The organism is Levilactobacillus fuyuanensis (assembly GCF_003946395.1).
GTDB lineage: Bacteria > Bacillota > Bacilli > Lactobacillales > Lactobacillaceae > Levilactobacillus > Levilactobacillus fuyuanensis.
In genome coordinates this window covers 195,470-209,005 of sequence record NZ_RHNZ01000004.1, presented here as the reverse complement: position 1 = coordinate 209,005, position 13,536 = coordinate 195,470, and the positions used below count along the sequence as shown (strand labels likewise).

The 13,536-nt window shown below is 49.7% G+C and carries 11 protein-coding genes; 4 read left to right on the top strand and 7 right to left on the bottom strand.

Features of this window, described 5'->3' with window-relative positions:
* Positions 1-180 precede the first annotated feature (180 nt).
* The 4 genes from EKM73_RS03040 to recQ all read right to left on the bottom strand — a co-directional run bounded on the left by EKM73_RS03040 (position 181) and on the right by recQ (position 6,791).
* Positions 181-1,266 (bottom strand): GntR family transcriptional regulator, encoded by a 1,086-nt coding sequence (locus EKM73_RS03040; protein WP_020089609.1) that lies wholly within the window; start codon positions 1,264-1,266, stop codon positions 181-183.
* A 189-nt stretch (positions 1,267-1,455) separates the two neighbouring features.
* Positions 1,456-2,046, bottom strand: a complete 591-nt coding sequence (locus EKM73_RS03035; protein ID WP_125700517.1) for a sugar O-acetyltransferase — start codon at positions 2,044-2,046, stop codon at positions 1,456-1,458.
* A gap of 175 nt (positions 2,047-2,221) precedes the next feature.
* Entirely contained in the window at positions 2,222-4,465 is a 2,244-nt protein-coding gene (locus EKM73_RS03030; protein WP_125700516.1) for an ATP-binding cassette domain-containing protein, read from the bottom strand.
* A gap of 544 nt (positions 4,466-5,009) precedes the next feature.
* Positions 5,010-6,791, bottom strand: coding sequence for a DNA helicase RecQ (gene recQ, locus EKM73_RS03025; RefSeq protein WP_164508835.1), 1,782 nt, complete (start codon positions 6,789-6,791; stop codon positions 5,010-5,012).
* A gap of 174 nt (positions 6,792-6,965) precedes the next feature.
* Here recQ and EKM73_RS03020 point away from each other — a divergent pair, with 174 nt between their 5' ends.
* The 4 genes from EKM73_RS03020 to EKM73_RS03005 all read left to right on the top strand — a co-directional run bounded on the left by EKM73_RS03020 (position 6,966) and on the right by EKM73_RS03005 (position 11,280).
* Positions 6,966-7,409 (top strand): MarR family winged helix-turn-helix transcriptional regulator, encoded by a 444-nt coding sequence (locus EKM73_RS03020; protein WP_125700514.1) that lies wholly within the window; start codon positions 6,966-6,968, stop codon positions 7,407-7,409.
* A 72-nt stretch (positions 7,410-7,481) separates the two neighbouring features.
* Positions 7,482-8,846 (top strand): FAD-dependent oxidoreductase, encoded by a 1,365-nt coding sequence (locus EKM73_RS03015; protein WP_125700513.1) that lies wholly within the window; start codon positions 7,482-7,484, stop codon positions 8,844-8,846.
* A gap of 206 nt (positions 8,847-9,052) precedes the next feature.
* A complete protein-coding gene (locus EKM73_RS03010) occupies positions 9,053-9,814 on the top strand; it encodes a potassium channel family protein (protein WP_318531127.1) in 762 nt (253 codons plus the stop codon).
* 62 nt (positions 9,815-9,876) lie between these two features.
* On the top strand, positions 9,877-11,280 hold the full coding sequence (locus EKM73_RS03005; RefSeq protein ID WP_125700511.1) for a C69 family dipeptidase: 1,404 nt from the start codon (positions 9,877-9,879) through the stop codon (positions 11,278-11,280).
* Positions 11,281-11,341: 61 nt separating this feature from the next.
* Here EKM73_RS03005 and EKM73_RS03000 read toward each other — a convergent pair whose 3' ends face one another.
* The 3 genes from EKM73_RS03000 to EKM73_RS02990 form a co-directional block, all read right to left on the bottom strand.
* On the bottom strand, positions 11,342-11,920 hold the full coding sequence (locus EKM73_RS03000; protein WP_164508834.1) for a hypothetical protein: 579 nt from the start codon (positions 11,918-11,920) through the stop codon (positions 11,342-11,344).
* Complete coding sequence (locus EKM73_RS02995; protein ID WP_125700509.1) at positions 11,913-12,092, bottom strand: hypothetical protein; 180 nt, start codon at positions 12,090-12,092, stop codon at positions 11,913-11,915. The genes EKM73_RS03000 and EKM73_RS02995 overlap by 8 nt, the downstream gene beginning before the upstream one ends.
* A 171-nt stretch (positions 12,093-12,263) precedes the next feature.
* Positions 12,264-13,340 (bottom strand): hypothetical protein, encoded by a 1,077-nt coding sequence (locus EKM73_RS02990; RefSeq protein ID WP_125700508.1) that lies wholly within the window; start codon positions 13,338-13,340, stop codon positions 12,264-12,266.
* Between the last annotated feature and the right edge of the window lie 196 nt (positions 13,341-13,536).

Genomic DNA, 13,536 nt, shown 5'->3' with positions numbered 1-13,536 from the left:
TTTTGCTATCCGCCCGCATAGCGGGTGGGTTTTTGTTTCGCACGCTTTAGCGTGCTCAACTGGGCCTAAAGGCAATACCAAAAAGGCTCACGGAAGTTTTCCGTAAGCCTTCAAAGTTATCTGTTTTAAGTTGTCATAGCGCCAATCACTGAGGTTGGTCCAAAATTCATCCTAACCTATCTAGTCCACGTGCTTCGGTGCCGCCGTGGATTGTCGAACAATTAAGTCGGGTTCATAGGTGATCGATTGCACCGGCTGCTTATTCAACAACTGGAGCATCATCCGCCCTGCATCTTCCCCCATGACATCCTTCACGTGATTAAGCGTGGTCAGTCCCGGACTCATGTACTGCGACATTTGATAGTTATCGAAGCCGACAATCGAGATGTCTTGTGGTACCCGCAGCCCTCGCGATTTGACGTAGGACATGACTGGGATAGCCAATTGGTCATTATAGCAGGCAATGGCGGTTGGCCGATCCGTACTATCGATATAGGAAGCCACCCGACTGGTAATCCGTTCAAAGTCATCGCCGGATTGATACATAATGAGATTGCTCTTATAGGAAATGTCTGGATGTTCCTGGTAGGCCTGAACGAACCCATTCATCCGGTTAACCCCTTGGATATCATCAACCTGGAAGATGCCAAGGATACTTTCGTGCCCCATACCTAATAGGTACTCCACGAGCTTCTTCTCAGTCTTGGCATCCGCCGTATTGACGTACGGAAAGTCCAGCTGCGGATAAGCCGCATTAATGAAGAGCACGGGAATCTGGTCATCCTTGATCTCTTGGTACAAGTCCATATTCGGGTTAGGCAAGGCACTCTGGGTTGGTTCAATAATCAACCCAGCAACCTTGCTATTGAGCATATTGATCAAGTGCTTGCGCTCACGATCGTGGTTATTCCGCGTATTTCCCAGCAGCATTGAATAGCCACTATCGGAAATGACCTCATCTAACCCATAAATGATCCGTGGGAAGATGTAGTCAGCAATATGGGTGGTAATGACCCCGATCATCTTACTATCGTTCTCAGTCGTCCAGTCCTTGTGCCAGTCCTGAACGAACATACCGCCACCCTGAATCCGGTAAATGAAATGTTCGGTCTCCAAATCCCCCACGGCACGCCGAATCGTGTACCGGGAAACCTTAAACTGTTCCATCAGTTCTGTCTCAGTTGGTAATTTTTCGTCGATCGGATACTTCCCGGAAAGAATTGCTTCCTTCAGAGAGTCCTTGACTCTTTGATATTTGTTTTCCATAATTACTCTCCCATAGTTCGTATCCATGCCGGACGGTGAACGTCCATAGTAACGTTTTAGCAAGGTTGCGCAAACGTCACCGGCCCCCTATCAACGGGTCCAAATTTGTTCGCAATTTATTTGATTAACACTAGCATAGCAAATTTCACACCAAACCGCCAACTTTAGGCGGTTTTTATGCGGATAAATCTACTTTTTCTCAGGAATAACGTTGCCTTCAGCGTCCAGATGCTTGACGATGCGGGCTGGGTTACCGGCAATGACGACGTTGTCTCCGAATGACTTGGTGACAACTGCACCCCCACCAACGATGACGTTATTCCCAATCGTCACGCCTGGCACAATCACAGCGTCCCCACCGATCCAACAGTTATTGCCGATGGTGACGGGTTTGCCGTAACCCAACCAGGACGTCCGTGCCTTCAAGTTGTATGGATGCCCAGCCGTATAAATTTGTGCTTTGGGGGCCATTAACACGTTATTCCCAATATTGATCTCACAAGTATCCAACAGAATACAGTCAAAGTTCGCAAAAAAATTATCACCGACGTGAATGTTGTAGCCATAGTCGCAGGCAAAACGCGGACGAATCTCAACGTTCTTGCCGACCGACCCGAATAATTTTGTTACCAGCGCCGTCATCCGATCCTTCTCGCGGAAGGGAATTGTATTCAATTCCTCATATAAATCTCGCGCAGCAAAACGATCCGCAACTAGCTTTTCATCGTTGACATCGTAGAGCTCTTCGTCCATCATTTTTTGAAATTCAGTCTTTGCCATCAGTGGTCAGTCCTTCACAGTAATTTATGAGAATAATATTAGCACACCGTGTAAGCGATTACAATGCATTCATCCGCCAATTTGGCGTAATTCTATATTCATCCGGACAAATAATTGCCTCAAAAAAGCGGCTAGCCCGGGAAGGACTGACCGCCTAAATTTATTTGATTTATTTTTAAAGGTACTGCCCCGTTACCGAACGCGGAATATCCCGTACCCCGGCGACCGGTCCGGCATATAGGACCTCACCACCATTGGCTCCCCCATCCGGACCAATATCAATCAGCCAATCGGCACTCCGCATAACATCCAGGTTATGTTCAATCACAATCACTGTGTTTCCTTTGTCCACTAAATCATTGATAATTTGGATGATTACCGTCATGTCCGAAGGATGCAACCCAGTTGTGGGTTCGTCAAGGATATAAATATTTCCACGCTTCTGTAATTCCTTGGCAATCTTCAAACGTTGCCCCTCACCGCCGGACAATGTACTTAGTGGCTGACCCAATGCCAAGTACGATAGTCCCACGGTCAGTAAGCTCTTGAGCTTATTGACAACCTTGGTTCCAGCAAAGAAAGCCGTGGCTTCTTCAATTGTCATCGCCATAATCTCGACAATATTCTTATTCTGAAACTGGTATGTCAGTACTTGTGGATCAAACCGTCCCCCGTGGCACAGTGAACATTCGACTGTCGCGTTTTCCATGAAGGATAGATTCAGCTCCACGACACCCTTACCACCACACTGCGGGCACGCCCCCTTAGAGTTGGCACTGAACAGACTGTCGCTAACGCCATTCTCTGTCGCCAACAACTTACGAATGTCATTGAGCACTCCCATATAAGTGGCCGGATTGGAACGACTGTTGGCGTGCAGTGCCCGTTGATCGATCCGAATGGCTTCTGGATGCTCCTTAGCAAAGACCTGTTCGACCAAGGTACTCTTGCCGGACCCTGCCACCCCCGTGACCACGGTAAATAGCCCAGCTGGAATCTTCAGAACGGCATCTTTTAAGTTATGTCGGCGGCTCGGCTCACTCGTGATGAATTTCTCCGGCAATCGCGGCGCATCCTTGATGGCTAAATGCCGGTTCAGATATTTCGCCGTCAGCGTATCAGATTTCAATAGCTCTGGATACGTCCCCGTAAAGGTAATCTGCCCGCCGTGAATCCCAGCGTGTGGCCCGACGTCCACCACATAGTCTGCCACCTGAATCACGTCCGGGTCATGCTCAACCACTAGTACCGTGTTGCCCTTCTGCCGCAACTTAATGAGCAGGTCGTTGAGACGATGGACATCTCTAGGGTGCAATCCCGTGCTGGGCTCATCCAAAATATATAGTAGGTTTGTCAGGCTATTTGCCAGATACTTGACCGTCTTGACCCGCTGCGATTCGCCACCAGAAAGCGTGGTCGTCTCCCGCGTCAGGCTGAGGTAGTCGAGACCCACGTTGATTAGACCTGCGACCCGTTCCTGAATACTGTCAATCAAGTTTGCCATACGGGGATCATTGAATTCGGCCAGTGTCGTTCGTAACTCTGTCAGCTGCATGGCAGTCAGGTCGTAGAGGCTATACCCCTTGATCTTCACGGCTAGCACCTCGGAATTAAACCGGGTGCCGTGACAATCCGGGCAAGGACTCATGGTCGCAAACTTCTCAATCTTCTTTCGCGCACCCTCACTGATTCCCTTGCCAACCTTCAAGTTCTGCCGATAGAACAGCCGCTCCAAGCCTTCAAATTTCACATTAAAAACTGAATCCTTATAATTGACCCGCACCGGCTGTTCGCCATTCAACAATTGGGCTAACTTCTCAGGTGAAAATGCCTTAACCGCTTGATCCAAATCAAACCAGTCGGTCGCTACCAACGTTTGAAACAGAAATGTCTGTGGGCCATAGCCGGGCAATAAGATGGCGCCATCGTTGAGCGACTTCTCTGGATCTAGAATCGCCTCGCGTTTGACAACGTAAGTCTTCCCAATCCCCTCACAGGTCGGACACATACCGGCCGGATCATTGAAAGAAAAGGCATTGCTGGCCGTGCCATAATGGGGCGTGCCAAAACGTGAGAACAAGATTCGCAACAAGGGACTAATATCGCTGACCGTTCCTAGGGTTGAGCGTGCATTTCCACCCAGCGGCTTTTGATCGATCACGATAGCAGTCGAGAGGTTGCGCACCTCATCAACATCTGGGCGCCGATAATTTGGTAGAAAGGTCCGCGTAAAACTATCATATGTACTATTCAACTGACGCCCGGCCTCCTGGGCAATCGTGTCGAAAACGATGGAGGACTTCCCGGAACCGGAGACCCCAGTGAAGACGGTCAGGCGATTCTTGGGAATCCTGAGACTAATATTTTGCAGATTATTCTCACGGTCATTCACAATTTCAATGAAATTTGGATCAGACATGGCAGAACCCTCCTCTGCTAGACTTGAGCAACACAGTGCCTTTAAGATTACCATAGCGCTCTGACCGACCCAAGCATGTAGACTCGCAAATTTTTGGGCTAAAATTGTCGTCTGCGGCTGCCGGGAGTTCCGCCGCTGTGGGGAACGGTAAAAGCCAAAAAGCGGTCTTTTACCTCGACTTGAAACCTCGCCCAAACCGCGAGTCTTCAAGGTCGTCCCATGGCCTAAGCACGGGAAGAAACAATCGCCCGTGCTAACGCCATCGCCACGGCTGGCTACACCCCCGGCCTCCTCCGACTAAGCCAGCTTTAGCCCAAACATTACCTAAATCGACACGTTTTCCTCATCTTCACATGACACCTACCATCTGATGTCAGTACCCAAGTCGCCAGAGGACCTGCAGGCATTAAAAAAGCGGCGTTCATCGCGTCACTTCAAAATCGCTTAATTATCATCATGGATTGGGACTCGCATCGACTAAATTCATCAAGCTTATTTAGCCGCAGGTGGAATTCCTGACAGGCGTAGGCACATGGGCGACACGCTATGCTTTAGCCGCTGCCTGGTCCTCACGAATAATGGCCATGAAGGCTTCACCATACTTCTCCAACTTGCTCTGGCCCACACCCTTGACCGACAGGAAGGCCTCGTCGTCCTGGGGCAGTACCTCGCACATGCCGTGTAACGACCGGTCCGAGAAGATCACAAACGGGGGCACGTGTTGGTCTTCTGCCAGCTGATGCCGCAACTCCCGCAATTTGCCGAAGAGTTCATCGTCGACGGGTGCCAGTCGCTTGGCCTTGCGTGCCATCTTTCGGAAGACCTGGGTCTCCCCCTTCAACACGCTCGCCCCCTCTTGCGTAATCGCCAGAGTTGGGTACTGCCCACCGATACTTTGCAAATAGCCCGCTGCGGTTAGAAAGTCAATTAGCTCGCCAACGCTCTTCTGGCGTTGGCCATTCATAATGCCGTAGGTCGACAACTCTTCCAAATGGTTATCCCGCACACGTTGATTGTGCGCGCCCGTTAAGACCTGGGCCACGATTCCTTTGCCAAACCGCGACCGTAGCCGGACGACACAGGATAAAACCTTTTGCGCCGACACCGTAATATCTTGGGCTTCGCGATCATCACGGCAATTACTGCAACGGCCACACGGTTCGGAGTCCTCACCAAAGTAGGCAAGGATGAACTGCTGTAGGCAGCCCTGCGTGTTGGCGTATTGGCTCATCACCTGTAGCTTCTGGTATTCCCGTTGCTTATTGCTTTCATCACGCTCGGATTGATCAATGAAGAAATGTTGAATCTGAAGATCTTGCGCACGGTACAACAGAATGGCTTCACTCGGCAAACCATCCCGACCGGCCCGACCAGCTTCCTGGTAGTAGGCTTCCAACGTGCCGGGTACCTGCGCGTGGATCACGAAGCGCACGTTACTCTTGTCGATCCCCATTCCAAAGGCGTTGGTCGCAACCATCACCTGAATCCGATCGTACAGGAAATCTTCCTGATTTGCCCGCCGCTCGTCATCACTCAGACCAGCGTGGTACGCGGCCGCTTTGACGTGATGCCGGGTCAGCAAGGTCGTCAATCGCGTGACTTCCTTACGCGTACTGGCATAGATGATGCCCGTTTCGCCTTGATTGACCTTCAAGTAGTCCAAGATAAAGCGGTCGGTATCCTGATCCTTGACCACCGTCAAATCCAAATTATCGCGAGCAAATCCGGTATTAACCTCATTCTGTGGGTCAATCCGCAACTGCTGACAAATATCGGCTGCCACCTGTTCGGTAGCTGTCGCCGTCAGCGCCAAGACTTGGGGCTGCGTCGGCAATTGTTCGATGGCCGTACTCAGTGCCAAATAACTCGGCCGAAAGTCGTGACCCCACTGTGAAATACAGTGGGCCTCATCAACTGCCAGTAAATCGACTGGTAACTGGCCCAACGCCTGCAGGAACGCGGCCGAATCCAACCGCTCTGGTGCCACATAAAGTAATTTATACGCCCCGTTGTGCAGCCCAGCCAACCGTTCTTGAATATCCGGCCAGTCCACCGAACTGTTGATAAATGTGGCCGGAACCCCGCTGTCATTTAACGCATCGACCTGATCCTTCATTAAGGAGATCAGTGGCGACACCACAACCGTAATGCCGTCGAACATCAGCGCGGGAATTTGATAACACAGGGACTTCCCACCACCCGTGGGCATAATGGCAAGACTGTTCTCCCCCGCCATGACGTGCTCAATGATCGCCTGCTGCCCGGGCCGAAAGTCATCGTACCCGAACGTGGTTTTTAAAATGTGTTGCGCTGCCGCTAAGTCCATCAATGCTTACTCCTTCTTCTCAATGCTTCTATTCTACTGGCAAACCCGACCCGATACAACCGAACGGATGGCCGAACAGCTTTTTTTCACAAATTACCCTGAAATAGTTGACAGCCAGCACATATTCGATTATAGTAAATTAAATCGTACGCAACCGAATTGGAGGAACCAATCGTGGAAGACTCAGACATGACCCTGGCTAATCAGCTCTGCTTTTCGGTGTACCACACAAGTCGCCTATTCACCAAGTTCTATCAGCAAGCACTCCAACCGTTTGCGCTGACTTATCCCCAATACTTGGTGCTTTTGGCGCTGTGGGAAGAGGATCGCCAGCCCCTCCACGCATTAGGTGAACAGTTAGACTTTGGGAGTAACACCCTGACACCGCTCCTGAAGCGGATGGAAAATAAAGGGTGGCTGATTCGCCAGCTTGGCGCTTCGGACCATCGTCAATTGATTATCCAACTCACGGAAAAAGGGAGAACGAGTAAGACCGCTATTTTTCAAGCGATCCGCCTGTGCATCACCCAGCAGAATATCGATCCAGAACTCTACCAAAGCACGTTGAAACAGAACAAGGAACTGATTAAGGTCCTTGAAAAATTGCTAGATTATTAATTCTATCAGCAATCAGTCGTGCACGATTATTTACTTGACACTTTAGGAAAAAGAAAGAGGTAACTTATTTTTATGATGCATTACGATGTCGCATTTATTGGAAGTGGCCACGCCAACTGGCACGCCGCTATCGCTTTACGGAAGGCTGGCAAGTCAGTGGTTCTGATTGAAAAGGACCGTATTGGCGGCACCCCAATCACCGGTAACCACGAAGCCACTCCCGTGTGGGACGGAACCACTGCGCTGACGGCCCACGCCCAAGACATGGCCAGTGATAATACCAACTTCACGTGGGCAGATGTCACGGCCTATCGGCAACATACCAATGATGCCCAAGCCAATCAACTGACGACACTTTTCAATAAATACGACATCACTCTTACTCACGGTACTGGTATCCTGATGGGCAATCACATGATTCAAATCGGTAGCCAACACATTTTCGCTGAAAATATCGTCTTAGGAACCGGCCAACACGCCACGCTACCACGGATTACAGGGAAGGAATATCTCCACAACAGTCAAGACTTCCTGGATCTGAAGCAACTGCCCAGTCGACTAGCTATCATTGGTGCTGGTGTCGTTGCCCTTGAGCTCGCCTCTTTGGCCCAACGACTCGGCACCCAGGTCACCATTTTGACCCACGGCGCACGGGCAGCTAAGGACTTCGAGCCCCGTTATGTCACGAAGCTATTGGTTGGCTTACAGCAAGCTGGTGCCGACATTCGTTTCCGTGAACCCGTCCGTGACGTTGACGAGACGGCAACGGGTTACGTCGTTACAACACAAAGCGGCCTGACCGTCCCCAGTGATTTCGTGCTAGCTGAAACGGGTCGCGAACCCAATATGCGGATGCTCGGGCTGGAAAACGCCGGTATTTACACTAGCGACGATGGCATTATTGTTGACGATCACCTGCGGGCCAACGGACGTAATATCTATGCCAGCGGCGAGGTGGTGGCCAAGAACGTGACGTCGACACCCGCAACGTCAGCCTTCGAATCCACCTACATTGCCAATCAAATTCTGGGCGATACCGCACCAATCAGTTACCCCGTCATCCCCAATATTTTATTTACCTTCCCTCGTATCGCACGGGTCGGTATCAGTGCCGCCGAGGCCGCGGGAAATCCTGACTATCAAACTATCCGGTTGCCTTATGGCAAAATGGCTGGCATTAAAGGGAATCACAAGACAGATGCTGAAGTGACGATCGTTTTGGATACCGCCTCTCGCTTTGTCGGCGCTGATATCTTTGGCATGGCTGCCCCTGCCCTGGCAAACGTGCTGACCATGGCCATTACGCGACACCTGACAGCTGATGACCTAGCCGAACTGATGGCTACCTTCTCAACACCAGTTCGAGGGATTATGACGAATCTCTTGCCACTGTTGGCACCTGATACAGAGGAAGAAACTGTTCAGTTAGAAGCCTAGCTATTTACCTTTACATGACTATTTATTGGGACCAGTCGTTACTGCGGCTGGTCCTTTTTCTAGTTAAGCCACCTCCACTACCAAGTCTCCCACACACCATCACGTCCCTTAATCATGGGATACTCTACATAACAACGCTTATACCGCAATCATACAGTTATCGCAATGGAAACAGCGTCTAAACCGACAAGATTAGAAAGGTGTGCATGGCTATGACTTGGCAACTAAAACTTTACAATGGCGTGGTCATCGTCCTCGCACTGTGGTCGATTGGCCTCGCAATCCTCGATTTCTCCAGTCTGATTACGATTTCTGCCCTGCCGTGGTCCGTGATGGACGATGGCATTTTGGTGCTGTTTACGATTGACTACTGGGTGCGATTCTTCCGTGCGCCGAAGAAATGGGACTTCTTCCGCCACAACATCTTCGATTTGATTGCTATTCTCCCACTAACTAGTCTATTCAGCCTCTTCCGACTGGCCCGACTGACGCGCTTGCTTCGGTTGACCCGGCTATTTCGATTCGTCCGTCTGGTCGGCTTCATTGGCCGCTTGCGGAAGCCGCTTCGTCAGTTCTTAAAGACCAACGGCTTCATCTACTTGGTATGGGCTAGTCTGGCCATTTTGATTCTGGCGGCCACCCTATACGCGTATGCGGAACACGTCTCGTGGGGCGAGGCCTTCTGGTGGGCGATTGCGACCGCCTCTACCGTGGGGTACGGTGACATTGCGCCCCACACAACCATCGGTAAATTTGCGGCGAGTCTTCTCATGCTAGTCGGCATCGGCTTTATCGGAGCGCTGACCAGTACCATCACGACTTACTTTGCCAATCGCGGTGAAACCAACCAATATCAGCAATTAACCAAACAACTCAAGACCATCGAACAACAAAACGCCGAACTGCAGCGACTCCTCACCGGCTCACAAAAGACTGAACAAGAGTCCACAAAAACGCCCGAAGACTGACCAACCACTTCAACGCTCATGCCATCAATGCTATAATGTTTTTTAAAAGGAGTGCTGTATTCATGACGAAGAGAATTAAAGGTTCATGTACCACGATTTTAGTAGGGAAAAAGGCTTCCTTAGACGGCTCCACCATCATTTCACGGAACGATGACGGCCACGAAGCCCTTGACCCAGAACGGTTCGTTGTGGTCAACCCTGACGACCAACCTCGCGATTACCAAGCGGTGATCAGCGGTGTGCAAATCAAGTTACCTGACAACCCACTGCGTTACACCTCAATTCCTAACTCCATCTTAACCAATGGTATCTGGCCAGCAGCCGGCATCAACAGTGAAAACATTGCGATGTCCGCTACGGAAACCATTACTACGAACTCTCGCGTATTGGGAATCGACCCTTACGTTGACGGCGGGATCGGTGAAGAAGACCTGGTAACGTTGGTCTTACCATACATCCACAGCGCTCGCGATGGTGTGAAGCGTTTAGGGAGCTTGTTGGAAGAATTCGGGACCTACGAACCAAATGGGATCGCCTTCTCCGACAACAACGAAATCTGGTGGTTAGAAACCATCGGTGGGCATCACTGGGCTGCTAAGCGGATTCCAGACGACGCCTACGTGGTTGCTCCTAATCGCATGAACATTGACGACTTTGACTTTAGCGCCGAAGACACGTTGGCTTCAGATGACTTGGAAGACTTGATCGCCAAGTATAACCTGAACCCCGACTTCGACCAAGTTAACCTGCGTCACATCTTCGGCAGTGCTTCCATCAAGGACACGGTCTACAACAACCCCCGTGCTTGGTTCGGCCAGAAGTACTTCAATCCTGAAATCGAACAAGATCCTCAGGACCAAGACTTACCATTCATCTGCCACGCCAACCGTAAGATCTCAATCGACGATGTTAAATTTGTCCTGAGCTCTCACTTCGAAAACACAAAGTACGATGTCTACGGTCACGGTTCAGAAGATGACAAGACATTGTTCCGCCCAATTGGGATCAACCGGAACCACGATGTGCACATCTTACAAATCAGAAACAATGTGCCCGACAGCATCGCCGGGATTCACTGGTTAGCCTTTGGTGCCAACACGTTCAATACGGTTGTCCCATTCTACGCCAACGTTGACGATACGCCAGCTGCTTACAAAGATGCTGACGGAACCTTCAACATGAACCACATGTACTGGTTGAGCTGCACCACGGCATTGCTGGGTGACACGGACTACAGCCTTTACGAAGACTTCCGTAACACCTTCGCCCTGGAAGCCATGGCCGCTTACCGGAAGATCCAACACGAAACGGATGCTGCTATCGTTGACGGTGCCGACACCAAGATCCTGAAGGAAGCCAACGAAAAGCTTTCCGACGAATCCTTCACCCGTCAAACGAAGTTACTGGGTGACATGGTGACGTTTGGTTCTGAACACATGAAGTTACGTTACAACTTAAATGATTAATTCTCATTGACAAAAGATGACTGCTCAGAAGCTTAACATTAGCTCTTGAGCAGTCATCTTTTTATGCTAAATTTAGACGTTTCATGATTTCAATGACCACCTCAATTTTGACAAACATCGGATAAGTTTCCAGTATAGCTGGCACAGTGTCATAATCAGCATGCAAATATTCAAATCCTAATTGCTGATAGAATTCCAAGGCGCCAGGTAACGCAGCAACTTGAATTCCAATAATTCCAATGTTTAATTTGAATCTGGCAATTAGTACTTGCTCAAATATATCTAGAATCAATTTTGTGCCATTCTTCTGATTCTGAAGACTTCGCTCCACACCCAACCAAGTAATCTCAATAGCAGGATACGGGATTATCGCTTGGCTAAGCCATGATGCATCTTCCAACAAATTCCGAAACATTTGTGCATCGTATGCGCTCTGAACCTCTAAAATACTCGCGGATAATGCATAAAATCCAACAACCAGCCTATCATCTTTCGCTTCCAAGACAGTCGTTGAAGTCCGACCTAAATGATCGGCCCAAGCAGCTTGTTCCCTTAGAAAGCGATTAACAATTGGCTCGCCACAGTCAAATTTGACCAACGATTCTTGCGAACTTATCTTTGAAATATGGGTTCTATACATCGGGTGTCTCTAATGCCTTCTTAAATGCAGTGACTGCGCGTTCAATGCGAGCCTTCTCTGCATCACTCGGTTCACTTCCCGTAGGCAATAATATTTTCATAACCTTATCGTACTCTTTCTTGTCTTTGACCTTAACAACTTGCTTCAGTTTGCCACCTTCAACCATTGTCATTTTTTGTCCTCCTATTGATCTACACTTTACCTTGACCATTTTCTTGCGTTTCTCATCGTTCCAGCCAGTATAACTGCTTCACCCCATAGGTGTATAGTCCCTTTTACAAAATTTACAAACAAAGAGCAAGCTCCCAGCATTAAACGCCGGTAGCTTGCTCTTTTGATATAACTAGAATTTCAGTTCGTACTCAAATTTCAATTTCTTATAGTAATCCTGCTCGATAAAGTCCGTCGGTCGAACCGCGCCATCTTTCATGTCGAAGTAGGCCACACCCGCCATCTTGAGCATCTTATAGACAAATTGGGAACAGAACATGATGTTGGGCTTTGCAGAATGTTTGGATACCAGCCCCAGCATGTTATAAGCACTCCCCTCGCGATTGATCTCATCGATCTTGTCGATCACGAACTCCTTTTGCGCTGCCGTCACCGGCAGGCTGTAGACCAGCAGGGACGCGCCAGCCTTCTGGTGGAAGAATTCCAAAGTTTCGGCGTTCATCCCCGGTGGATAAACGTTGTCGCCCCCGTTGTAACTGATGATGGTCTCCAGGTCGCGGTCAAAGGCCAGCGAGACGTGATTGAACTGCTTGCGGGTAAATACCGAAATCATCTCGCTGGCAGCGCTCCCCGTATTGGACACCGCCAAGTAAAGATTGGTGTCATCCAAAGTAGCATCCGCCGCATCAAAATAAGCATTCGTGAGCGTCCCGTGGTTGATATATCGCACCGAACTGTGCCGCGGTAAATCTTCCAGAATCGTCTTCACGTGGGCTACTGACACCTTGTCCTTGGCTTCGGCAGCGGTATCCATGAGTTCGCTTAGTTTGTCGGCACTCTGTCGCAGCTCATCGAAGCTCACCGTCGCCGCCTCTTCAACCGTCGGCAAATAGAAGACTGTTTGGTTGTTGGTCGTCACAAATCGTTCGACCCACAGGGGGACGAGAATGATGATGATTCCCAAAATTTTAGCTGGAAAGTACACGGGTGACCAGCCACGCATGGGGAAGACCACCACTGAAATGAAGATAATCTGTAAGGCTAGTAGCAGCCCATAAGCCGCGGTCAGTCCAAGCTTTGCCGGGCGCGGGAATTGCGCCAACCATGTCCGCACAATCATGACCGCTGCCAGATAAATGTAAACGATAATCAGGATGGGCTGATTGGCAAACAGGTACAGGCTGATCAGCAGCAGCCACCCAACCCCACGTATTCTAATCGATTGAAAATAGTTGATAACGTCGTTCATGACAACCCTCTTTCACGTAAAAGGCAAACGCCACTCTCATTGACAGTCGCCAGTTGATCAGGTCACTTAACTTGGAAATAGTAGATTTAGTATACCATATTCTACGTCATGACACCGGCACCCCCTGCATCCCCGATTGCTTTCGTATAGAAACAATTATTGCTTTAAAACGATTCTATTCGCGAACCGGCAAGAA